Below are 24122 nucleotides of genomic sequence, written 5' to 3'. Positions count from 1 at the left end.
GTAAAGGAATCGCCAGAAATGGGTGAAAAAGCGCCTCCCTCACCCAGGGATAATCCGATAATTTTCTTTTTAAGAATCATCAACATTGTTAAGAATTCTTAATCAACTAACCTCCCCCTACGGATTATGAATTATTCTGAGGTAGAAATGTCGACATCAAGAGGATGGTCAACTGAATTAGAGGGCCTGCGCGGATTCGCTTCGCTATGGGTGTTGCTCGGACATGTCAGCTTGCTGGTTCACTGCACCATCCCGATCATTTCGATGCCCAGCATGGGGGTCGATCTGTTTATTTTACTGTCAGGCTATCTGATGGCGAAAAACTATATTGAACGTCAGCAAAAAGAGCCGTGGAATAGCGCAAGTACCGTTAAAAAATTCTGGATCCGACGGTTCTTCCGTATTGCTCCGCTCTACTACCTGCTGCTGATTGTGGCGATGGTCAATGGTCACTGGTTTGGTGAAATGCGCGATACCATTGCGCAATTTTTCCCCTCTACCGCCACTGAAACCTCCCGTTATGCCGATCAGTCACTGGGCAATATTATTTCGCATCTGAGTTTCACCTTTGGTTTTTTACCGGGTTACAGTTTTAATACGGTATTACCCGACTGGAGCATCGGCCTGGAAATGCAGTTCTACCTGCTGTTTCCGTTTATTATGCTGCTGACCCTGCGCCTCGGCTATATCCCGACGCTGTTGATTCTGATGGCGGTGTGCGCCGCAGGACGTTTTGCTCTCGCCAGCTACTATGAAGCCTTTGCCATGCCGTCGATGATTCTGATTAAACTGCATATGTTTATGGCGGGTATGTTACTGGCCGAAGCGGTACGGAAAAAACATTTCGGTTATCTGCTGGCGGCATTGATCGCGCCGGTGCTGAGTGCGGTGATTAGCAGCGATTTAAGCAAGCTGGCCATTGTGGTGGAAGCGGTGATGATTATCGGTATGGCCGCTATCTTATGGCAATACCAGCCAGACGCCATAATGAAGAAAGTGATCGCGCTGCCGCGCGCTATCCTGACCAACCGCTTCAGTACCTGGCTGGGTGATGTCTCTTATTCGGTTTATCTGCTGCATCTGTTGATTGTGGTGCCCGCTATCGCCCTGCTGCTGCGCGATTACCATATGGATGGCGTCAGCGCGCCGCTGCGTTTCGCCATTGTCTGCGCTATCTGTATCCCGCTGACTTACGCCATTGCCACCCTGCTGTATCGCTTTGTTGAGAAACCGGGCATTCTGCTGGGCAAACGTGTACTGGCGCCGCGTCCGGCCGCCTCCGATATCGCCAGCTAACGCTGGCAGATCGTACGATAAGATCCGCAGCCCTCAGGGTTGCGGATTTTTTTTTGCGTTGTTTCGCGTGTCAGACAGCCTTAGCCGCGAGGAAGTCGTCCTCCCGGTCGAGGTTGCTCTCTGGCGGTTTCGGCAATACGTGCCTGCGCGTTGCCATCCGTTTCCCGTGCAGGCGCCGCGCTTAAATTTCCCCGGCCAAAAAACAGCAGGCGAAGGTCGCGTATCTGTTGCGCACCGGGCGTGACAGGCGATGAGTTGTTTAACGATCGTGCGGGTAGGTGAGTTGCCACTCGTGCTGGTGGCCGATGGCTGATACGCAGGGTGGCCTCTGTTCTCTGCGGCACTAAGGCTTGATAAAGGACATTATCACGGCTTTGCAGTTCACTCATCGTCCTGATATTCGTTCCGCTGTGTGGCGCATAAGTGGATTGCCAGGCCCTGACAGGATGAGTCCATTGGCTGCCCTGCTGCGGCAGTTGGGGCACCGTGCCGGGCGACAGCAGTTGCGTCACCGTTCCCCCACCACCGCGGTTAACCATCATGCCACCGCTTGCCGCAACGGCCACCGCCTCGCTTATCGGCACGGGCGCAACACTGACAAATTGCGGCGCCTGCTGCTCAGCCAGCGGCTGTTCAACCGCCACTTCACTGCCAGCGGCGTTCCCCGCGCCATCGCTGGCTGGCTGATTATGGCCAGAATCCGTGATATCGGCATCATCGGTCAGCCACGTTAGATGCTCGCGCCGTCCTGCCCGAGCTTTACTCTCCGCCAGCCACTGTTGCAGCTCGAAGCTAACGTTTATCAGACCATGGCGGATTTGCCTTATTAACTCCTCCGATCTGACATCACGCTTAGCCCGATCGATCTCTTTTTGCTGATTTATCTGCTGATCACGCTCAAGGCACTGCTGTTGATAATCAGAACTAAATGGCGTGCGGGACATTATTCCGAGGGGGCCGTTAAATACCAGGTTTACTATATCCGCAAAGGATTCAGCGGCGACTGCTGGCGGCAATAAACTACCGCTGTTTTCTGCCATTATCGCCGGCTCAGATGCGAAATACTCGCGCAGCCGGCCAGCGTGATAACCTGAGAATGTGCCATCCCGCCGCTCACTGACCATCGAATGGATTTTTCCTTTGGTTTTAAGTGTCTGACTGATCCCCGCTTCGCTATTGCGGCTGATTTTTTTAACATCACGCTGTTCAGCGCGAGTGCTATTTTTATGTCGCTGGCTCTGGCTGTAACTGCGACTCAGATTTAACGTGTGTTTTCGCATCTGATGAAAATCGGCGGGCAGCGTATTAAAATGCCGCAGGCGCAGGTCAATCCCCTCGCTCACGCTTATCTGCTGCAGTTTCGCTTCGATTTCACTAATACACCCAGAGATGGCGTTGACTTCCGCTCTTTCAGCATCACTTACAAGGCGGGCGGCAAACTCAGTTAACGACCTTTTAATCCTGGACAGCGCCCCTTCCTCTCCCCGCTGTGTAAACCGCGTATCCGCCGTTATTCTCCAATGGTATTTATCGAGCTGGCGATGAATTTTCACCGCATTTTTGTGCACCTGACTGGTATTACTCAGATCGGCCAGCCAGCCCGTGGCCGGCATTGCCGCGGCTGGCGCGACCGCTTCGGTCGCTGGCTGTTCGGCGTTTGTAAGTGATATTCGCCTTAAAAATTGCTGGTTGATCAGTTGCTGGTTAGTTGACGGATTCACCGTCAGTTGCTGTACTGCGGCAATCAGCGCATGATTATTACCGGGCTGCCACAGGCTACTGCCAATATCCCGTGGTCCCTCGGGTAACTGCTGGTAGAGATGAAGCGTATTGCCGCGTAACACCAGCACCAGTTCGTTATTCTCCAGTTGCGGCGGTTGAGCGCTAATATCATTGCCCAGCGGATCAAAGAAATATTGCATCTCCCCCTCTTCATCTTCGCCGACGACAAACCAGCGATGCTGCGTTGCCACCCCTGCCAGCATTTCCGCCAGTCCGAGCCGCTGAATCTGTTCATCATTAATGATATGTCTGAACTCTCTGACGTAATTTAATGTGCTGAAGATATCCATCACGGCCACCGGCGAAGCGGTTTCGACGCCACGCGGCATCAGATTGCGGATATCAAACGCCAGTTGATAGCTAAAAGGGATCAGGCCGTCTTTGATCAGCATACTCAGCGTATTAATGACCTCAGGATAATGTTCGCTGTAAGGGGCAATCTCACGCAGCTGGTTAGCCAGAGTTTTCAGCAGCTCCCGTCCGTTGGGGGAAGAGATAAATTCATCCTGGTAGCTGTGCCGAATCGGCCAGTGGAGCAGATTAAAACAGTCATTAACCAGTTGCTGCCATGCCAGTAGTTTACCCGCACACCAAAAGTTGCTGGCGACGGCTTCGCATATTGACCAGCCCTGATAACTGCGCCCGGGCAGGATAACGTTAAGAATCTGCTGCGGTGTCATCAGCTTTTCGCTTAACATTTTCCTCATCGTCGTGAGAAACAGGGTGGTGCTGATCTGCGGCAACGCTGACTGCTGGCCCGTCAGATAACCGAGACGCGCGGCAATCCTCGCTGCCGTGCGTGTAAGAAACCGACTGACCGCCAGCATATCTGCGCCTTCAGGATGCCGGGTGTCAGCCAGTGTGGTCGATGCGTGCGCCAGGTCCTCCAGCGCGCTGTGCAGCTGGTAAGGCGTGAGCGTCTCCGGATGCGCCAGCGCGGTATAATTGGGTTCCGTTGTCAGACTGGTATCCGATAACGTATCAAAACTATCTGACGACATGTCGCGCTGAATAAACCGGTGCCCCTGGCGGTCTAACTGCCTGGCGAGCTGCTCATCGTAACCGAAAACCAGGGTAACCAGCGAGTCGGCATTTTGCAGAATCACTTTTAATAACATCATCTTATTAGCATGAACATCCGCCAGCAAACCCGCAGGACTGGTTGGATTGAGTCCGGTAAGACGCGCAAGCACCCTCCAGATACGATTGTGATAAATCTCCTCGCGCAGCGTGTTTAGCTCTTCCGGCGATAGCGGATAATGGTGCGGTGCATAGCGAAGAAATTGCTGCCAGCGCTGATCGTCCAGAACCGCACTTCTGATACGCTCCAGCATTTCCAGAAACTGCGGTCTGCGCATCCCCGCTGGCGTCCTGGATTTCATCATCAGGTCATCAAAGATTTTCGCCAGTATCAGTTCGGTAAAACCCTGCAATGATGCGCTCTCCTCCTCCTCGGCTACCATAGCGGCGATCCCTGCCGTTGTGCGCCGCAGCTCATCAGGCAGGCCATAACTGATGTCATACCATAAGTCATCAGTTGACTCTTCGCCCGGCAGCATATGACTGTTCTCATGGGAAACCACATGCAATTTTTCCAGAAATGAGGAGCCATTATTAATGGTGGTAAACACGATACGGTGTTGACTGTCACCGGGAAACGCCTGGCCGCCGATCCCTTCACGCTTCTTATTTTGCTCAGAGAGCAAAATCTGGCCGCCATCCTCTTCCAGATAACGCAGGGTAACGCGATAATAATTAAGCAAACGCGCGCGCGTCATTTCAAGCATCTCAGATGTGACCTGATCCGGGCGGATCCCCAGCCGTCGGGCAAGCAGCCCCGCCAGCCGTGAGGTATTTTTCGCGCTATGGTTCAGGGTGTAGTGCAAACTGCTATTAAATAGTACCTGTGCTTCATGGATTTGCGGCACCTGGCGATATACATCCTCGCCGCGCGCGATAATGGTAAAACCGAGGGTGGACAGATGATGCTCAAACTCGTCGTTATTGCCACGGTAGGGTGGCGTGGTGACAGGCGCTGCTGGCGCCCAATGGAAAAAGCGTTGCTCGATAAAATCACGGCAATTTTGGTTATGTTCCAGGGTATATTGCAACTGCTGACGAAAGCCGCCCACTTCATGGCTTCCTAACTGACCGGGTAGCAGATTAAAGTTTGCCGCATAGATCGCGGCTAAAAAATGGTCGCCATACTTACCGCTACTGATCTCCTCAAAGCGTTGCCCCACCAGCGGCTGATAGAATAACTGGCCGTGCTGATTTTGCGCCTGACGTATCACAATCAGTATATTGGCTTCATCCCGCATCGCCGGCAAAAACAGGACGCAGTGACTCTCTTCGTCTTCAATGCGCAGCGCAACCTGTTCCCAGCCCGGTAAATTCAGCGCAATAAAAGGCGCCAGCTCCATCACCTCAGTGTTCCATAATCCGTTATGGCCCAGATCGCTGATGATGGCGTTATAGCGTTCTGCGCTTAGCGTTGACAAATAGTTTCCCGGCGGGGCCGGAGGCGGCGGTGAAGAGATTGAGGTAGATGGCCTTCTGATGGGCGAACTGTATTCGCCAGAGTAATAATGACTGCCAGAAGCAACCGGGTCCATAATCACTCCTGATAAGTGAGATAAATATCAGTAAGCTGTTTCGAAGATGAGCTGGCACGCCCTGCGCGCACAGGCAGCAACCGGGTTAATAATAAAACTAAAAATTAATCACTCCGCTTCTATAAATCACCCGGCAGCGATCAACCGGCGAAAAAAAACGCCCGCTAACATCGCGGGCGTTGAGTATTACTGCGTATCAGTTATTTCTGCTCAGGCAGTGCGTAGGCAACCACATAGTCGCCGAGCTTCGTGCCAAATGAACCATGACCACCGGCAGCAATCAGCACATACTGTTTACCGTTTACTTCATAGGTCATTGGCGTCGCCTGGCCACCTGCCGGCAAACGTGCTTCCCACAGTTTATTACCGTTAGAGACGTTAAAGGCGCGCAGATAGTTATCCGCCGTTGCCGCGATAAAGAATACGTTACCTGCTGTGGTAATTGGCGCACCCAGCATTGGCATTCCCATCTTAAATGGCAATGGTACCGGAGAGCTGTCACGTACGGTACCGATGCGTTTTTTCCACACGATATCGTTGGTTTTCAGATCAACCGCGGAGATATAACCCCATGAAGGCTGCTTACAGGGGAAACCAAGCGGTGACAGGAACGGATTCAGCGTCACACCGTAAGGCACGCCATACTGCGGCTGAATGCCCGATTCGGAACCGGTGCCGCCTTTATCGCTCTCATCAGGCTCGATCGGATTGCCCGGGCCACGTGGGATCAGTTTTGATACAAACGGCAGCGCCATCGGGTTAGTGATAGCAAGCTGACGGTTAGTATCAACCGAGATGCCACCCCATTCGAACATACCGAGGTTACCCGGGAATACCAGCGTCCCCTGCTCTGAAGGCGGAGTAAACGGACCTTCATAACGCAGGCTGTGGAACATCACACGACAGATCAGCTGATCGTAGATGGTCGCGCCCCACATATCTTTACCCTGCAGATGCTCTTTCGGACGGAAAGAGAGTTCAGAGTACGGCTGGGTCGGTGACACGCGGTCGCCTTTGGCCGCTCCTTGCGGAACCTGCATTTCCGGCGCCGGCGTGACCGGTTTACCATCACGACGATCAAGCACAAAGATATCGCCGGTTTTGGTCGGTACATAGACCACCGGAACCTTGTTACCGTTTTTATCATCGATATCCGCCAGCGTCGGCTGGGCCGGAACATCCATATCCCACAGATCGTGATGAACGGTCTGATAAAACCACGCCAGTTTGCCGGTGGTGGCATTCAGCGCCAGCAGGCCGGTAGCATAATGCTCCATCTCCGGTGTGCGGTTGCCCCCCCAGATATCAGGCGTTGCGACACCGATTGGCAGGTAGACGGTATCCAGTTTTGCGTCATACGCAGCTGGCGCCCACGAGTTTGGTGAGTTAGGCGTATAGTGCTCATCCACACCTGGCACTTTATTCGGATCTTTCGCGCCGGTATCGAATGCCCACAGCAGTTTGCCGCTGTTAACATCGAAACCACGGATCACACCTGACGGCTCGCGCGTTGAGTAGTTATCCGTTACCGCACCGGCAATCACAATTACCTTGTCGGTGATCACTGGCGGTGAAGTCGGCTCATAAGCGCCTGCGCGCGCATTTGGCATATTGGCTTGCAGATTCACATCGCCGTTATCACCAAATTCAGCACAACGCGCACCGGTTTCCGCATCCAGCGCATACAGATGGCCATCATTGACCGGCAGGATAATGCGACGCGCGCAGAGTGCTGGCTGGGTGCCTGCGGTTTGCGCTTCTGCTACCGCCGGGGTTTCATGATAAGAAACGCCGCGACAGGTCACATGCTGGAAGGTTGGATTGGTTTTCAGCTGCGGATCAAAACGCCATTTCTCTTTACCGGTGGCAGCATCCAGCGCAATCAGCTTCTGGTGCGGTGTACAGAGATACAGGGAATCGCGGATTTTAATCGGCGTCACTTCGTCGGTGATTTCACCCGGATCGTTAGCGGTTTTCAGATCGCCAGTGCGGAAGGTCCAGGCCTCTTTCAGCTCACCGACATTTTTGTCGTTGATCTGGTTCAGCGGCGAGTAACGCGTACCTTCCTGGGTACGGCCATAGGCAGGCCAGTCACCGTCAGGAATGCCCTGTGCGTTCTTCTCAATCGCGGCGGTCTGATCAGACGTCAGAGTGCCATTGATCTCTTGCGGATCGTTAAACACTGAGTAAGCCAGAACAATTACCGTAAACAGCAGCGATGCCGCCAGCGCGCCACGCGCCAGCTTGCCGCCAGACGGCAGACCGCGCCAGATCAGCGGTAATGCAATCCACAGGCCGAAGAAGAAGGTAACATCCAGACGCGGCGTCAGCGCCCAGAAATCTGAGCCCACTTCCCACAACGACCAGATAGTGGTGCAGAGCAGGAAAATCGCGTACAGCAGCAGCGCGACGGTACGACGGCGGAACAGCAACCAGGCAGTGATCAGCATCACCAGGCCAGCCACAATGTAATACAGTGAGCCGCCCAGTTTCGCCAGCCAGATGCCACCGACTAACAAGTACACACCACTCAGGGCCGCAAACAGCACCGTGAGTATTAGCAGAACGCGTGATAACGCAGTTCCATTTTTCATATTTTTAACCTTACCAAAATTTAACATCGTCGATTTAGAGATTAAGCTAAATCTTCAAAAACGCCCGGTTTGTGTCTGATTATCCATCCGGGTGTCTCGCACCGATCACATAAAGCGATCGGCTTGCTGGATTCTGTTAGCGGCGTTATCAGCCGCTTATTTTATTATTCAAAGCTGTAAGTCAAAGTCGCGCCGCCGCCCCAGTTACGTCCCGGCGCCGGTTCGAAGTAACGGCCATTGCCTTCATTGACAATCACCGAACCGACATAGTGGCGGTCAAACAGGTTATCTACCCGTCCGAACAGATCGAGCGACCAGCTGCTCCAGTTAAAACGGTAGCCGCTGTTCAGGCTGGCAACGGTATAAGACGGCGCCTGCGCACTGTTTTCGTCGTTAACCTGAATATCGCTCATATAACGGATATCTGCGCCTGCGTGCCAGCCCGCTTCCGGTGCCCACTGCAGCGAAGCGTAGCCCATATTGCGCGCAATGCCCGGCAGACGGTTGCCGGACGGTGTGCAGCTGACGCCACAGGTTTCATTGCGGAAGGTGGCATCCAGCAGTGTCCAGGCCATCTTCATGCGCCAGTCCATACCAAACTGTTGATCGATGCCCAGTTCAACGCCGCGACGGCGGGTTTTACCGGCATTGGTGTAGCTGGCGCGTCCACCGCTGCTCTCCGCGACAATCAGTTCATTGTCGGTATTGGTCTGGAACAGCGCTGCGGTGACCAGCCCATTGCCGATGCGGTTTTTGCTGCCCAGCTCAAAGGTATCGCTGGTGGCCGGCTTCAGTGCGGTATTCAGACCGGTCTGGCCGTCGGAACGGTATGAAAGCTCATTAATGGTCGGCGTTTCGAAACCGCGTCCCGCGGAGAAGTAGAGATTCCATGCCGGCGTCACCGCATAGTTAATCGATCCCATCGGCAGCAGTTTGTGATAGCGAGCGCTGCCGCTGTCGTCACCATTGCCGTTGGTGATGTAATAATCTTTTGAGTCGAAATTCACCGTGCTGTAACGCAGCCCGGCATCCAGCGTCCACTGTGAAGTCAAATTCCAGCTGGTTTGCAGATAGGGATCGAGGTTCCACATCTGGTTCTTTTCATTACGACGTTGCGCGCCCTTCTCACCATACTCCGGCACGCCATTACTGAGATTGTAGTTCTCAAAACCCTGACGACGTTCGGTCATGGTTTCGTAATCGATACCGCCGGTCAGGCTATACGGCACTGAACCGATATTGTCCTCATGCTTCCAGCGCGTATCGATCCCCTGATATTTTCTTTCCAGCACAATCACCCCGCCTGCATGGCTCGGGTTTAACTGCGGTGACATCGGGATCGACTGATACTGCGTGGTATGACGCTCGCCGTGCCACGCCATCATGGTCAGCTCGTCGTTTTCGCTCATCTGACGCTGATAGCGCAGACCAAGCTGGGTCTGATCGAGAGATTTACGGGTATTGTACTGATCGCCGCGCGGCGACTGGCGCGGATTATCTTTCCATTCGGACTCAGACAATCCGCCCGGATCGTTGGCGTCAACCGAGACGCTGTTAAACAGCAGCGTCAGGGTACTGACGTCATCGAGGCGCACGCCAAATTTACCGTTGCCAAGGCTCTTCTGCGTGCCGCTATGGTCACGATAGCCGTGGGTGGTAAAGCGCGAGCCGGAAATCGCATAGTTGACGTCGCCCGCATGGCTGCCATCGCCGGTGGCGCCGGTAGCTTTAACACTGTTATGTACGCTGCCGTAGCTGCCGTAATAAGTCCCGGCCTGCAAGGTGGTGGGCTGAGTACCGGTTTCAGTATCGATATTGACCACGCCGCCTGAGGCATTGCCGTACAGCGCAGAGTAAGGCCCGCGCAGCACTTCGACCTTATCAACAGAGTTAATATCGATATTGGAGGTCTGCCCCTGGCCATCCGGCATGGTGGCCGGAATACCATCAACATAAAGACGCACGCCGCGCACGCCATACATTGAGCGGCTACCAAAGCCGCGCACAGACAATTGCAAATCCTGCGCATAGTTCTGGCGGTTCTGGATTTGCAGGCCTGGCACACTGCCAAGGCTTTCCGACAGATTGACCTGTGCAGTGCTGTTGCGCAGATCCTGACCGTCAATCACGCTGACAGCGGCCGGGGTATCCAGCTCGGATAAGCCACTGCGTTGTTTGATAACCATCAGGGATGAGCCCTGCGATCCGACGGATTCGCTGGCGGTGGGGACAGAAGACTGTGCATAGCTGACAGAAAATGGGTGTAACAAAAACAGCGGAGTCAAAATAAAAGCTGAGGTTTTATTGTTCACTGGAATGATTCATTTTTAGAGTTAACACTTCAACAATTCTTCTCAGGACTTAACCCGGAGAGAAGTCACCCGCTCTTCATTAACACAGCACTGAACGGCCACGGCGCATCACCGCTGCCGAAAGTATAAAGGCAGTTGCTTAATTTGCCTGGTTTTCAGCCCGCTGGCGTCCGCGGCAGGTTGCTGACCTTGGTCAGAAAGGGGCCTTCAATGCAAACGAAAATGAGATGTTGCAGAAAAACGTGATCATTGTAGCAGTTATGAGTTTGCTTGCGAACTGTTTAGCGGGGTGAAAGCTGAATTGATTCAGCTAAAAGATTAACAGAATGTTACTGGTATCAAAGACTCACAACCTCAATTTATAGAAGGTGGTTTTTGCAAGAAGTTGGCGGGGAAGGAATTTTAGTGGGAGATGCAGGTATGAGTGACTACGTTGTAATAACACACCGCAGCCGGCATGAAGATGAACGAAGTCTATAGCTGCCAGTATTTGGTTTTTTTAAGTTAAATCTTCACTTTTAGTTGCGCTCTATTTCATGACGTTTAATATGGCGTAGCCTATAAAATTAAGAGTTCAAAATGCTTAAGTCTAAGAACAGAATTGGGGCCGTTGAGGGAATTCGTGGCCTTGCCTGCTTAATGGTTTTCCTTTCTCACCTTTCTTCTACTTTTGCTCCTTCTATGCATACAGGAAACCCATCCTCAGCAAAAACTTCACTTGACCTGCTGATTCACAATTCACCTTTTGCATTCATGTATTCAGGCGCTGCAGCTGTAGGTATATTTTTTGTTCTAAGCGGTTTTATTCTAGGGTATGCCTTGTCGGAAAAAGGTGATGTGGTTGAAAGAGCATCAGCAATGTTTGTGAAGCGATACTTCAGATTGATGCCTGTCGCTCTTTTTTCATCTGTACTGGCCTACTTTATTTTTAAATATATAAGTGTAGACGCATCAGGCTTAGGTCAGTGGGCTAAGAACTATGAAATAAAAAACCCTTCCTTATTAGATTCCATTTACTACGGCTCAATTACACCTTTTTTCTCAGGGGCTGCTCCGTACAATTGGTCTCTTTGGACCATGAAGATTGAAATGTTTGGGTCCGCAACAGTTTGCTTTCTTACCTGTTTTTTATCTAAAACAAAATTCAAAAAATCCATAATATTAATTTGCATGATTATTCCTTTCTTCATGAATATCAAGAAAGGTGATGAAATATATTACGCATCATTCATATCAGGCTTGTTAATATATCACTTAGATCTAAGGTTAAACAAACATTTTCTTACACTCACTTTTTTGTCTGGCTTGTACCTTTGTGGATTTCATCAAACATCCTCTTATTACAAATGGTTGAGTACTATCACGAATATAATAGTAGATGGCAGAGTTATAGATAATTATACTCTTTATAACAATATTGGTGGTTTCTTGGTTGTTTTCTCAGTGATCAAAAGTGATATGCTCAGTAAAGCGTTATCAACAAAGCCTCTTGTGTTGCTGGGAACGCTGTCTTTTTCAGTGTACGCAATACATCAACCACTAATGCATGTATTTTGCCCCTCAATTTTTAATTTAATGATGACAAATGAATTTACCTACTCAGCATCTTCACTAATGGCCTCTCTACTAACTCTTTTAATAACATATTGTTTATCATTTTTTGTATACATTTACATTGATAAATCCAGCGTGTATTTATGCAAGTTAGTAGAAAGACGCGTTATAAACTCCAATGGTGCTTTATAAGCATGGGTTTAAGTAAAAAGTCATATTCAATCCGGGTTTTATTGTGGTTAAGATGGCCATACAGGGCTAGCCGTCTTTACTGAAGACATTGAATTTATGTAATCCATCCATGCATTAAGAAACATTGTTTCCATATCAGATACTTTTTTACACATTAACAGCTTAATCTGCCAAATGGCAATCTTATCTGTAGCAAAGTCAAGTAGCCCGCTGTCGTACATAAACCCTGAGGTCAGCCACAATATTTCTGGCATCTTTAAGGCTAACTGCAGGATACCTTCCAGGCCCGATACACTGAGGCTTTACTTTCCACCGATACCGGTACAATAAGGCCATCAGCATCTGCTGCTTCTGGACTTCCTGAATATGGTTTACCATGTAACGAGCGTAGTTTAGTGTCACTGAGAGCCATAATAATATTTTGTACGCACCGAGATTGAGATTCTGTACCGGGTTTGTACGCAATATTACATGAACTAAAGTGAACCACCATGACCGCATGTGTACATAAGTGAACGTAGACAGGTATGAAAGGTGAATTTTACACTGCGTTTTCAAAAGGTTAAACAACAGATATGGACAAACAAAAACAGTGAAAAACGAAGCTAAACAGCCCACCTTCCTCTTTCACGACTACGAGACCTTTGGCAAAAGCCCGTCTCTGGATCGTCCGGCACAGTTTGCTGGTGTGCGAACCGATATGGATTTCAACATTATCGGTGAGCCGGAAGTGTTTTACTGCCAGCCAGCAGATGACTATCTGCCGCAGCCGGAGGCGGTGATGATCACCGGTATCACCCCGCAGCAGGCGAAAGCGCGCGGTGTCAGTGAAGCAGAGTTTTCACGCCGTATTCATGCGCTGTTTAGTGAAGCCAATACCTGTGTGGTGGGCTACAACAATGTGCGCTTTGATGATGAAGTGACACGCAATATCTTTTATCGCAACTTCTACGATCCCTATGCCTGGAGCTGGCAAAATGGCAATTCCCGCTGGGATTTGCTGGATGTGATGCGCGCCTGCTATGCGCTGCGCCCGGAAGGGATCAACTGGCCAGAAAACGACGATGGTATGCCGAGTTTCCGTCTGGAACATCTGACTAAAGCCAATGGCGTCGAACATGCCAATGCCCATGATGCGATGTCCGACGTCTACGCCACGATCGCCATGGCGAAGCTGGTCAAAGAGCAGCAGCCAAAACTGTATGACTATCTGTTTACGCATCGTACTAAGCAGAAACTCACCCCGCTGATCGATATTCCGCAGATGAAACCGCTGGTGCATATCTCCGGGATGTTTGGCGCATTTCGTGGTAATACCAGCTGGATTGCCCCACTCGCCTGGCACCCGGATAACCGCAATGCGTTGATTACCTGCGATCTGGCGGGTGATATCACACCGCTGCTGGAGCTGGATGCCGATGCCCTGCGTGAGCGTCTGTATACGCGGCGTGACCAGCTGGGCGATGCGGCCGCGGTGCCGGTTAAGCTGGTGCATATCAATAAATGCCCGGTGCTGGCGCCCGCCAACACCCTGCGGCCGGAAGATGCACAGCGTATTGGTATCGATCGTCAGCGTTGCCTGGATAACCTCGCCCTGTTGCGTCAGCATGCGGAAATTCGCGAAAAAGTGGTGACGCTATTTGCCGAAGCCGAACCTTTTATCGCCGCTGATGATGTTGATGCGCAACTGTATGCTGGCTTCTTCAGTGATGCCGATAAATCAGCAATGAATATTATTTTGCAGACTGAACCAGCCAATTTACCGGCGCTGGATTTAACCTTTAACGATAAGCGTATTGAGAAATTGCTGTTCCGCTACCGCGCGCGCAACTTCCCCGGCACCCTTGATGACGCCGAGCAGCAGCGCTGGCTGCAACATCGTCGCGAAGCGCTGAACCCGGAACGAGTGCAGAGTTATGTGCAGGAGCTGGAGTCGCTGGCGAATTTATATGAAGGGGATAATGACAAGATGGCGCAGCTGAAAGCGTTGTTTGATTATGCCCGCGAGCTGGTTTCCTGAATACAATGACGGCATTAATGCCGTCATTGTCTCGGGCGGCGAGAACGCCGCCCCTGCAATTACCTTTACATCAAATCTTCACTGCACTGCGGCACCGGATTGCGGAACACGCGGGTGACAAACGCCAGGTAAGTCAGACCAATTGCGCCCCATACCAGGCCGAGAATCATTGAGCTCTCTTCCAGGTTAATCCACAACGCCCCCACAGTCATTGCGCCCAACAGCGGCAACACCAGGAAGTTGAAGTTATCTTTCAGCGTCTTATTGCGACCTTCACGGATCCAGAACTGCGAAATCACCGACAGATTCACAAAGGTAAACGCCACCAGCGCACCAAAGTTAATCAGTGCGGTGGCGGTAACCAGATCAAAGGTTACAGAAGAGAGCGCAATTACGCCCACCAGCAGCACGTTCAGCGCCGGGGTACGCCATTTGGGATGGATGTAACCGAAGAAACGCTCCGGGAAGACACCATCACGGCCCATCACATACATCAGACGTGATACGCCAGCGTGAGCCGCCATACCGGAAGCCAGTACAGTGACGCAGGAGAAGATCAGAATACCGAACTGGAAGGCTTTGCCCGCCACATACAGCATAATCTCTGGTTGTGATGCATCAGGATCTTTAAAGCGGCTGATATCCGGGAAATAGAGCTGCAGGAAGTAGGAGACGAGAATAAAGATCACGCCACCAATCAGCGCGGTCAGGAAGATCGCTTTTGGGATCACCCGGCCTGCATCTTTGGTCTCTTCGGACAGCGAGCTGATGCCATCAAAACCAAGGAACGAGAAGCAAAGAATGGTTGCCCCGGTAATCATCGGCACCACATGGGCATTCTCGGACCAGAACGGACGGCTGCTGACCAGCGTACCTGCCCCTTCGCCATGGGCGACGCCGTAAACCACCATGCCCATTATCGCCACCATCACCGCCACCTGCAGCACCACAATCACGCTGTTAAAGTTAGCAACGGTTTTGATGCCCTTCAGATTAGAGATAGTCATAAAGCCCACCAGCAGCACGACAAATATCCATGACGGAATGCCGGGCACCAGTGCTTCAAAATAAATTTTCGCCAGCAGGATGTTGATCATCGGCATAAACAGATAATCAAGCAGCGAAGACCAGCCAACCATAAAGCCGACGTGCGGGCTGATAGCTTTCTGTGCGTAGGTATAAGCGGATCCCGCAGATGGGAAGCGGCGTACCAGCTTACCGTAGCTTAACGCGGTAAACAGAATCGCAATCAGTGCAAAGGCATAGGCGGTGGCGACATGACCATCGGTCAGACCTGAAACGATGCCGAAAGTATCAAACAGCGTCATTGGCTGCATATACGCCAGACCCATCATTACAACAGGCATCAGCGTCAGCGTTTTTTTCAGGTGCGCACGCGGTTGTGGCGCAGAGGTAACGTTATCAAGCGACATGATTCAGCCTCCCTATAGCGCCAACCTTTCTGGGTTGTACCACAGGGAAACTTCGCGAATTGCGATAAATACTCTCAAGAGGGGAAATGGTCGAACAGGCAGGCGAAAAATGACCTGCAGCGGCGCCGTAATCATCACGCTGGCGAAGACCGGTAGTGACCGGTACATAGTTAAAATGTTGACCCATCTTTCTTTTCCTCAACAAGACACGTTCATGTGTGCTTAAAGCGACTATCTATCCGGAAACTGGCCCGGCCTCTGAGTTTGATTTGGTTTATTGCAAAAAAAATAACCGGCGCTGGCGATAAGCGTCGGTTATTTTCATCCCCAAAGTCATTGGTGTGGCAGCAAGGCAGCAAGCGACGAATCCCAATGAGCTGACTCAAGTCAGTGATTTGGGTGAGTGAGCGTCGCTAACACCGCTGCAACGTCAAGGACGAAGGGGATGTTTTGCAGGGCGCATATTCTGCACTACCTGGAGGGAGGATGACAAGATGTTGAGACCTTCAGTAACAATTTCTTTTTCAGCTGTCAGCGGAATGAGAAAACGAATCACATTGCCGCGCACGCCACAGGAGAGTAATACCAGCCCCTGACGACCAGCCTCCTGCACCAGCGCCTGGGTTAAGGCTTTATCCGGTTTATGGTGATCGCGCTGCTCCACCAGCTCCATGGCAATCATCGCGCCGACGCCACGCACTTCACCGATACAGTCAAACTCTTCGGCAAGATGATGCAGATGCTGCATTACCCACTCGCCCTGCGCCTGAGCTTTCTGGTTCAGCTGTTCTTCTTCAATTAACGCAATCACCGCCAGCGCCGCAGCAATAGCGACCGGTGAACCGGCATAGGTGCCGCCGAGGCCGCCGACCTGCGCTTTGGCCATTAATGACTGTTTGCCCACCAGCGCCGATAGCGGAAAACCTCCGGCCAGACTTTTCGCCATGGTGATCAGATCCGGCTCAACGCCGCTGTGTTCTATGGCAAAGGTTTTACCGGTGCGGCAAAAGCCACTCTGAATCTCATCGACGATCAGTACAATGCCGTGTTCATCGCACAGCTGACGCAGCTGCCGTAAAAAACTGTGCGAAGCCGCATAGAAACCGCCCTCCCCCTGCACCGGCTCAATAATAATCGCCGCTACCTCGTCCGGCGCAATATCGGCGGCAAAGATCCCCTGTAAAGCGCCAATCGCCTGCATATCGCTAATCCCGAGATAGCTGGCAGGATAAGGCGCATGGAATATACCGCCCGGGAAAGGACCGTAGCCTTTTTTATACGGCTGAACTTTACCGGTCAGCGCCATGCCGAGCAGCGTACGGCCATGAAAAGCGCCGCGAAAAGCGATAACCGCACTACGTCCGGTGGCAATACGCGCCACCTTAATGGCATTCTCCACCGCTTCCGCACCGGTCGACATCAGCAGAGTCTGGGCTGGCTGATGGATCGGCGCCAGTTGATTGAGCTTTTCCGCCAGCTCGATATAGCTGCCGTAAGGGGTGACCTGAAAACAGGGATGGGTAAATTTTTCCAGTTGTGTTCTGACCGCCTCAATCACTTTCGGGTGATTATGGCCGGTGTTCAGCACCGCAATGCCGGATGCAAAATCGATGTAGCGTTTGCCCTCAGCATCCCACAGCTCGGCATTACGGGCTTTTTCGATATAGACCTGAAGCGAGTTGCCTACGCCTGGCGTGACTGCCGCTTCACGCCGCGCCTGCCACTGCTGATTAGTCTGCTGCATAGATCTGCTCTCCACATCAGGCGTTTTTTAACATCCAGTCGATTTCGGTCGCGGTAATTAACCGTTCGAAATGCATCAGCTCATGATGTTTACAGCTGTGCCAGACAAAACCAAATCGTTCACCCAGCAGTTTTTGTAGCGACTTGCTCTGCTCAAACTCATACAGCGCGTCGCTCTGACGGATCGGCAGCGGATTGCCCTCGGCCTCATGCCCGTTACCGGTGACGGCATGCGGCAACGGTAGCGGGTTATCCATACCATGCAACATACCGGCGAGAATCGCCGCTACCACCAGATAAGGGTTGGCGTCAGCACCGGCAACCCGATACTCAATACGGTGATTATCGATATCGCCACAGGGAATACGCAGCGCCACGGTGCGATTATTGTGTCCCCAGGAAGCCTGCAACGGCACAAAGGCATCGGGCAGAAAACGGCGATAAGCATTCACGTTCGGCGCCAGCAGCGCCATTGAGGCCGGCATCAAATCAATCATGCCCGCAAGGGTACGCTTCAGTAATGGCGAATCGCTGCCATCATCAGTGGCAAAGGCATTTTGATCGGCGGCATCCAGCATGCTGATATGCACATGCATCCCGCTGCCCGCGTACTCTTCGTAAGGTTTCGCCATAAAGGTGGCGTTCATACCGTGGTTTTCCGCCACCTGACGCACCAGCCGTTTCAGCTGGATAGCGTGATCACAGGCGCTCAGCACATTACGTGTATGGTGCAGGTTAATCTCAAACTGACCCGGCGAGGCCTCTGCCAGCGCGCCGTCGGCAGGAATGCCCTGCAAACGCGCCAGTTCGTCGATATCACTCAGCACCTCAGAGAAATGGTCGAGGTTATCGACGGAGTAAACCTGGCTTTGCATATTACGTTCGTCGCTACCCGGCGCGCACGGCGGCTGAATATAGCCTTCGGCATCACGCTGTTTGTCGACCAGATAGAACTCCAGCTCTACCGCTACCACCGGAAACAGACCTCGATTGCGCAATTGCTGCCAGAGGTGATTAAGGACATTTCGGGGTTCAACGTCAAAGGGAGTGCCATCTTGATTACGCATAGTCAGCAGCACCTGCGCAAGATGTTCGGGATCGGAAGCAGAGGGGATAAGCGTACCGGAAACCGGAACACAAATATTATCGGGTTCACCCAGCGCCTGGCCTAAACCGGCCTCTTCTACGGTATTACCGAGGATATCCATGGCGAAAACTGACGCCGGGAAATAACAACCTTTTTCAACTTTTGCCAGACTGGCGAAGGGTATGCGCTTACCGCGAAAGACACCATTTAAATCGTTAAGAAGAATATCAACATACTGCGTTTCAGGATGGCGTTCCAGATAGGCCTTGACCTCATGCTGGAACGCGCTGGTTCGTTGCCCTTCACTGTGTCTCGTGAAGTCTTCTACTTCCACCAGATTCGTCATAATTCCACCCGCCGTTGACCTGTAATTATCGGTTGTGCGTGATGCTCAAAATAACAGCCACATTTCTAACATAGCTCCAACACAAAAAGTGTGCAAATGTTACATTTCAGTTTGAATAATGAACAAGCGGTTGCTAGATTGAAAATATATTGCACAGTTTCGCGCCATGAGCGCCTTGCCGGTTAATATTTTTGACAGCGCAGCGAGGATGAGATGGGCATTATATTTAACAAGCCGTTGATTGGCGTAGTAATGTGCCAGATCGATAAAGGCGGTCACCCCACCCAAATGGTGCATAACAAGTATCTTGACGCCGTGGCGCTTGCCGGTGGCGTGCCGCTTGGCCTGCCCCACAACCTGATGAGCCAGCCCGAACTATTGGAAAACGCTATGGCGGCGCTGGACGGCATTTTGCTGACCGGCAGCCCGAGTAATATTGAGCCATGGCACTACGGCGAAGAAGGTAGCGAGAGTTATGCCGACCCGGGCCGCGACCAGCTGGCGTTTGCGTTAATTACTCAGGCGATTGCCCGCCAGATGCCGATTATGGCTATCTGCCGCGGCTTGCAGGAGCTGGTGGTCGCCACCGGCGGTTCGTTATATCGCCAGTTACACCTGCAGCCGGGTTTTCAGCAACACCGTGAAGATGAAACGCTGTCGCTTGACGAGCAGTATGCTGACGCCCACCAGGTATGGATCGAACCCGATGGCCTGCTGGCGGGATTAATGAATGGCAGCCAGTCGATATGGGTCAACTCGTTGCATCAACAGGGAATTCGTCGTTTAGGTCCGCAACTCCGCATCGAGGCGCGTGCCGCCGATGGGCTGATCGAAGCGGTCAGTCTGCAGCATCATCCGTTTGCTTTCGCCGTGCAGTGGCACCCCGAATGGCATTGCGATGCATCGGCGCAGTCACGCCTGTTGTTCGATGGCTTTATTCACGCCTGCAACAGGTATCAAAAGGAAACACGGCTATGAGCGAAGCCACTCTGGCGCCCGGACGGCGTTTATCGCAGATCCGGCAGCAGATGGGATTGTCACAGCGGCGCGTCGCCGAACTTTCGGGACTGACGCACAGTGCTATCAGCACCATTGAACAGGACAAGGTCAGTCCGGCAGTCAGTACGTTACAGAAATTATTAAAGGTTTATGGCTTATCACTGTCGGAGTTTTTCTCCGAGCCGGTGATCGCCGAAGAACCGAAAGTGGTAGTCCATCCGGCTGATCTGATCGATATCGGCAGTCAGGGCGTGTCTCTGAAGCTGATCCATAACGGCAATGCCGAACGTACACTGGCAATGCTGCTGGAAACCTATCAGCCGGGCGCCACCACCGGTGAAAAGATTCGCCATCAGGGCGAAGAGACCGGCACCTTGCTGGAAGGCGAGATTATGCTGGCCATCAGTGGCCAGATCTATCATCTGCATGCCGGTGAAAGTTATGTGATTAATACCGGTAATCCGCACAGTTTTACTAATAATTCGACCGAACCTTGTCGCATTGTCAGTGCTCACACGCCAGCGACATTTTAGATCGATATTTTTGTCAACCGTGCCAGGGAGGTTGTATGAAACATGTGGAAAGCTATTACGCAGCGACAGCCAACCCGCACGCAGACTGGCCGCAACTGGAAGAGAGTCTCCAGTGTGATGTCTGTATTATCGGTGGCGGCTTTACCGGCCTGTCATCGGCGCTGTATCTCAGTGAAGCCGGTTACGATGTGGTACTGCTGGAAGCCGCACGTATCGGTTATGGCGCCAGCGGCCGCAACGGCGGCCAGCTGGTGAACTCTTACAGCCGCGATATTGATGTGATCCAGCAGCGTTATGGTGTAAACGTCGCGAAAATGCTGGGAAGTATGATGTTTGAAGGCGCCGATATTATTCGTGACCGTATCGACCGCTACGCCATTGATTGTGATTATCGTCCCGGCAACATTTTCGCTGCGCTAAATAACCGGCAGATGGGCCATCTGCGCGCGCAGAAAGCGTTATGGGAGAGCTACGGCAATCAACAGATCACTCTGCTGGACGAAAGTGGCATCCGGCGTGAAGTGGCTACCGAACGCTATGTCGGCGGCCTGCTGGATGAACGCGGCGGCCATCTGCATCCGCTCAATCTGGCGCTGGGCGAAGCCGAGGCGATTCGCCGCCACGGCGGGCGCATTTATGAGCATTCGGCCGCCACTAATGTGCTTTACGGTTCACCGAATGTGGTTAAAACCGCGAAAGGCGATGTGCGGGCAAAATTTGTCGTTTTCGCCGGTAACGCCTATCTGGCGCCACAGCTGGAGCCAAGGCTCGGTAAAAAAAGCATGCCTTGTGGTTCGCAAATTATTACCACCGAACCGCTTAGCGCCGATACCGCGCTGTCGCTGTTGCCCAATAATCGCTGTGTCGAAGACTGTAACTATCTGCTCGACTATTTCCGCCTGACCGCCGATAACCGGCTGTTGTATGGCGGCGGCGTGATTTATGGTGCGCGCGATCCGCAGGATATTGACGCGCTGATCCGGCCGAAACTACTGAAGACGTTCCCGCAGCTGAGCGGCGTCAGCTTTAGCTATCGCTGGAGCGGTAATTTCCTGCTGACGCTGTCGCGTATGCCACAGTTTGGCCGGCTGGAAAACAATGTCTATTATATGCAGGGCGACAGCGGACACGGTGTCACCTGCACCCATCTGGCAGGCAAACTGATTGCCGAAACCCTGCGTGGCGATGCCGAGCGTTTTGATGCTTTCGCCACCCTGCCGCATCTGCCCTTCCCGGGCGGACGCCGTTTTCAGATCCCGTTAACCGCGATGGGCGCGGCGTGGTATGCGCTGCGCGATCGGCTGGGGGTCTGATTATTAAAACGCCATCATCAATACCGTGCAAATCCGCGACACGGGCGGCGAGAACGCCGCCCCTACAGTGATTCTGGCGTAAATCATCGACACGGGCGGCGAAACGCCGCCCGTGCGAGGTATTTTTTATTTTTTTGTAGGGGCGGCGTTCTCGCCGCCCATCTTGCTATCCTTACCGCTCTAAGCCAGCGGCATTTTCTGCGGATCGGGCCAGCTGTATTCAAAACCCAGCTCACTACAAATCTTATTGCCGTCAATGATTTTACCGCTGGCGGCAGTCTGGTCATCGATAAAGGTGGGCGGTGTCAGACCCAGCTGGCTGGCGACAGCCGGATAGAACTGATTACGTGGCGGATGGCCGGGCGCGCTGAGATTATAAATATGACCGCCTTTCGGCGTCTGCAATAACAGTGTAATGGCTTCCACCACATCATCCAGATGCACTAAATTAACCCCCTGATCACCATCGGCCACATCGGTTTTACCAGCAAGAAACCGCCCCGGATGACGATTTGGCCCCACCAGCCCGGAGAGGCGCAGAATATCCACCGAGGTTCCTGGCAGGGCATGCAGCCAGCTCTCCAGTTCCACCAGCGTTTTACCGGCGACCGTTTCCGGCAACAGCGGGCTGTTCTCTTTTACTACGCCGCTGGCTTTACCGTACACTGAGGTGGAACTGGTAAATACAATGCGCGGAACATTAAATGCCAGCGCACTGTCGACGATTTGCTGCACCGCCTGCACATAGTGATCCCCCCCTTCCACCGTGCGGCTGGCCGGTAGCGTGACCACCAGCGCATCAACACGCAGCAGCGACTCCAGGTCGTCAGCATCGCAGATAAGTTCTGGCGTCAGTTCCAGCTGATAGCCGTCAATGCCGCACATGCGCGCCGCCTCAACGCCATCCGGCGTGGTTTTACTGCCGCTAACCTGCCAGCCACGTGACGCCAGCGCCATTGCCAGCGGCATCCCCAGCCAGCCCAGCCCCACTATCGCGACTCTCTTCATGCCCTTCACTCCCACACAGTTCCGTCCAGATAATTAAGGCTACGCCACTGCTATCAGGCTGACAATCTCCGCCTGATAAGAGAATATGTCATCGTTGACAAAAAAGGGTTGCCATCAGCGCCCATCTTGGTTAGGTTATTTACACATTAAATGAATACACATTCATCTACGGAATTTATATGACACGCGTTCAGTTCAATCACCATCATCACCATCACCCTGACTAGTCTTTCAGGCGATGTGTGCTGGAAGACGTTTAGGATCTTCCAGTGGTGCAGAACGCAAGAGAGCCCCCGGAAGATCATCTTCCGGGGGCTTTTTTTTGGACTTTACGCGCATCAGAATCGTTTCATTGCTAACCAGCAGCTAAGAGTTAAAAGAGGACAGGACCCATGTTAGATAACACCCGTTTGCGCATAGCTATGCAGAAATCAGGCCGTTTAAGCGATGAATCACGCGAATTACTGGCGCGCTGTGGCATCAAGATTAATTTACAGCAGCAGCGTCTGATCGCCTTCGCCGAAAACATGCCAATCGATATCCTGCGCGTACGTGATGACGATATCCCTGGCCTGGTCATGGACGGTGTGGTTGATCTCGGTATTATCGGTGAAAACGTGCTGGAAGAAGAGCTGCTGACCCGCCGCGCACAGGGCGAAGATCCGCGTTACTTTACGCTGCGTCGCCTCGATTTTGGCGGCTGCCGTCTGTCACTGGCGATGTCGGTGGATGACGAATATAGCGGTCCGCAGTGTCTGCAAAACAGCCGTATCGCTACCTCTTATCCTCACCTGCTGAAGAAGTACCTCGATAAACAAGGCGTTAATTTTAAATCCTGTCTGCTGAACGGCTCTGTTGAAGTCGCGCCGCGCGCCGGTCTGGCCGACGCCATCTGCGACCTGGTCTCTACCGGCGCCACGCTGGAAGCCAATGGCCTGCGCGAAGTCGAAGTGATCTACCGCTCTAAAGCCTGTCTGATTCAGCGCGATGGCGAAATGCCAGCGGCTAAACAGGAACTTATCGATAAGTTAATGACCCGTATTCAGGGCGTGATTAAAGCGCGCGAATCCAAATATATTATGCTGCACGCACCAAGTGACCGTCTGGATGAAGTGATTGCCCTGCTGCCAGGCGCCGAGCGTCCAACCCTGCTGCCGCTGGCCGGTGATAAGAGCCGTATTGCGATGCATATGGTCAGCAGCGAAACCCTGTTCTGGGAAACCATGGAAAAACTGAAAGCGCTGGGCGCCAGTTCAATCCTGGTGCTGCCAATTGAGAAGATGCTGGAGTAAGCC

15 protein-coding genes, 1 pseudogene and 1 other annotated feature are annotated in these 24122 nt (G+C 52.5%); of the genes and pseudogenes, 8 read left to right on the top strand and 8 right to left on the bottom strand.

Annotated features, from left to right (window positions below):
* Positions 1-147 precede the first annotated feature (147 nt).
* Positions 148-1296 carry an acyltransferase family protein gene (locus N5923_RS15330; protein WP_267143604.1) on the top strand — a complete coding sequence of 383 codons (1149 nt, stop codon included), beginning with the start codon at positions 148-150 and terminating at the stop codon, positions 1294-1296.
* Positions 1297-1376: 80 nt separating this feature from the next.
* Here the strand turns inward: N5923_RS15330 and N5923_RS15325 are convergent, their stop codons facing one another.
* The 3 genes from N5923_RS15325 to pqqU form a co-directional block, all read right to left on the bottom strand.
* On the bottom strand, positions 1377-5579 hold the full coding sequence (locus tag N5923_RS15325) for a terpene synthase family protein (protein WP_267143603.1): 4203 nt from the start codon (positions 5577-5579) through the stop codon (positions 1377-1379).
* Between the two features lie 314 nt (positions 5580-5893).
* The gene (locus N5923_RS15320) at positions 5894-8287 is read right to left on the bottom strand and encodes a glucose/quinate/shikimate family membrane-bound PQQ-dependent dehydrogenase (RefSeq protein WP_267143602.1); all 2394 of its coding nucleotides are present in this window, start codon (positions 8285-8287) and stop codon (positions 5894-5896) included.
* Positions 8288-8451: 164 nt separating this feature from the next.
* Complete coding sequence (gene pqqU, locus N5923_RS15315) at positions 8452-10599, bottom strand: TonB-dependent receptor PqqU (RefSeq protein WP_267143601.1); 2148 nt, start codon at positions 10597-10599, stop codon at positions 8452-8454.
* A gap of 579 nt (positions 10600-11178) precedes the next feature.
* On the opposite strand from pqqU, the gene N5923_RS15310 reads away from it, so the two are divergent.
* Positions 11179-12345 carry an acyltransferase family protein gene (locus tag N5923_RS15310; RefSeq protein WP_267143600.1) on the top strand — a complete coding sequence of 389 codons (1167 nt, stop codon included), beginning with the start codon at positions 11179-11181 and terminating at the stop codon, positions 12343-12345.
* A gap of 225 nt (positions 12346-12570) precedes the next feature.
* Here the strand turns inward: N5923_RS15310 and N5923_RS15305 are convergent.
* A pseudogene (locus tag N5923_RS15305) lies at positions 12571-12757 on the bottom strand (Arm DNA-binding domain-containing protein); the annotation flags it as partial.
* A gap of 180 nt (positions 12758-12937) precedes the next feature.
* On the opposite strand from N5923_RS15305, the gene sbcB reads away from it, so the two are divergent.
* A complete protein-coding gene (gene sbcB, locus N5923_RS15300; RefSeq protein ID WP_267143599.1) occupies positions 12938-14365 on the top strand; it encodes an exodeoxyribonuclease I in 1428 nt (475 codons plus the stop codon).
* Between the two features lie 65 nt (positions 14366-14430).
* On the opposite strand, the gene N5923_RS15295 is transcribed toward sbcB, so the two are convergent.
* The 3 genes from N5923_RS15295 to N5923_RS15285 form a co-directional block, all read right to left on the bottom strand.
* The gene (locus tag N5923_RS15295; RefSeq protein ID WP_267143598.1) at positions 14431-15798 is read right to left on the bottom strand and encodes an APC family permease; all 1368 of its coding nucleotides are present in this window, start codon (positions 15796-15798) and stop codon (positions 14431-14433) included.
* Between the two features lie 430 nt (positions 15799-16228).
* Positions 16229-17542 (bottom strand): 4-aminobutyrate--2-oxoglutarate transaminase, encoded by a 1314-nt coding sequence (gene gabT, locus N5923_RS15290; RefSeq protein WP_267143597.1) that lies wholly within the window; start codon positions 17540-17542, stop codon positions 16229-16231.
* 16 nt (positions 17543-17558) lie between these two features.
* Positions 17559-18974, bottom strand: coding sequence for a glutamine synthetase family protein (locus tag N5923_RS15285; RefSeq protein ID WP_323372738.1), 1416 nt, complete (start codon positions 18972-18974; stop codon positions 17559-17561).
* Positions 18975-19187: 213 nt separating this feature from the next.
* Between N5923_RS15285 and puuD the strand changes: the two genes are divergently transcribed.
* The 3 genes from puuD to N5923_RS15270 are packed head-to-tail and all read left to right on the top strand — an operon-like array spanning position 19188 to position 21819.
* Positions 19188-19952, top strand: coding sequence for a gamma-glutamyl-gamma-aminobutyrate hydrolase (puuD, locus tag N5923_RS15280; protein WP_267143596.1), 765 nt, complete (start codon positions 19188-19190; stop codon positions 19950-19952).
* Positions 19949-20506: an HTH-type transcriptional regulator PuuR gene (gene puuR / locus N5923_RS15275; protein ID WP_267143595.1), complete on the top strand. Its 558-nt coding sequence runs from the start codon at positions 19949-19951 to the stop codon at positions 20504-20506. The genes puuD and puuR overlap by 4 nt, the downstream gene beginning before the upstream one ends.
* 35 nt (positions 20507-20541) lie before the next feature.
* On the top strand, positions 20542-21819 hold the full coding sequence (locus N5923_RS15270; RefSeq protein ID WP_267143594.1) for an NAD(P)/FAD-dependent oxidoreductase: 1278 nt from the start codon (positions 20542-20544) through the stop codon (positions 21817-21819).
* Between the two features lie 180 nt (positions 21820-21999).
* Here the strand turns inward: N5923_RS15270 and N5923_RS15265 are convergent, their stop codons facing one another.
* On the bottom strand, positions 22000-22827 hold the full coding sequence (locus N5923_RS15265) for an SDR family oxidoreductase (RefSeq protein ID WP_267143593.1): 828 nt from the start codon (positions 22825-22827) through the stop codon (positions 22000-22002).
* Between the two features lie 179 nt (positions 22828-23006).
* Between N5923_RS15265 and hisL the strand changes: the two genes are divergently transcribed.
* Together hisL and hisG are read left to right on the top strand one after the other, a co-directional pair.
* Positions 23007-23054 (top strand): his operon leader peptide, encoded by a 48-nt coding sequence (gene hisL, locus N5923_RS15260; protein WP_100396937.1) that lies wholly within the window; start codon positions 23007-23009, stop codon positions 23052-23054.
* Positions 23030-23151, top strand: a sequence feature (His leader region). (Overlaps the previous gene by 25 nt.)
* Before the next feature lie 68 nt (positions 23152-23219).
* Positions 23220-24119, top strand: a complete 900-nt coding sequence (gene hisG / locus N5923_RS15255) for an ATP phosphoribosyltransferase (RefSeq protein WP_026111590.1) — start codon at positions 23220-23222, stop codon at positions 24117-24119.
* Positions 24120-24122: the final 3 nt, after the last annotated feature.

The organism is Winslowiella arboricola (assembly GCF_025527015.1).
In the GTDB taxonomy this organism is placed as follows: domain Bacteria; phylum Pseudomonadota; class Gammaproteobacteria; order Enterobacterales; family Enterobacteriaceae; genus Erwinia; species Erwinia arboricola.
This window is presented reverse-complemented; position numbering and strand designations above follow the sequence as displayed.

Bases quoted from the DNA above. Each gene is read 5' to 3' on its own strand.
- hisG (WP_026111590.1), top strand. From the start codon at position 23,220: ATGTTAGATAACACCCGTTTGCGCATAGCTATGCAGAAATCAGGCCGT.
- N5923_RS15320 (WP_267143602.1), bottom strand. From the start codon at position 8,287: ATGAAAAATGGAACTGCGTTATCACGCGTTCTGCTAATACTCACGGTG.
- puuR (WP_267143595.1), top strand. From the start codon at position 19,949: ATGAGCGAAGCCACTCTGGCGCCCGGACGGCGTTTATCGCAGATCCGG.
- N5923_RS15265 (WP_267143593.1), bottom strand. From the start codon at position 22,827: ATGAAGAGAGTCGCGATAGTGGGGCTGGGCTGGCTGGGGATGCCGCTG.
- puuD (WP_267143596.1), top strand. From the start codon at position 19,188: ATGGGCATTATATTTAACAAGCCGTTGATTGGCGTAGTAATGTGCCAG.
- N5923_RS15330 (WP_267143604.1), top strand. From the start codon at position 148: ATGTCGACATCAAGAGGATGGTCAACTGAATTAGAGGGCCTGCGCGGA.
- N5923_RS15285 (WP_323372738.1), bottom strand. From the start codon at position 18,974: ATGACGAATCTGGTGGAAGTAGAAGACTTCACGAGACACAGTGAAGGG.
- N5923_RS15295 (WP_267143598.1), bottom strand. From the start codon at position 15,798: ATGTCGCTTGATAACGTTACCTCTGCGCCACAACCGCGTGCGCACCTG.
- gabT (WP_267143597.1), bottom strand. From the start codon at position 17,542: ATGCAGCAGACTAATCAGCAGTGGCAGGCGCGGCGTGAAGCGGCAGTC.
- N5923_RS15270 (WP_267143594.1), top strand. From the start codon at position 20,542: ATGAAACATGTGGAAAGCTATTACGCAGCGACAGCCAACCCGCACGCA.
- N5923_RS15310 (WP_267143600.1), top strand. From the start codon at position 11,179: ATGCTTAAGTCTAAGAACAGAATTGGGGCCGTTGAGGGAATTCGTGGC.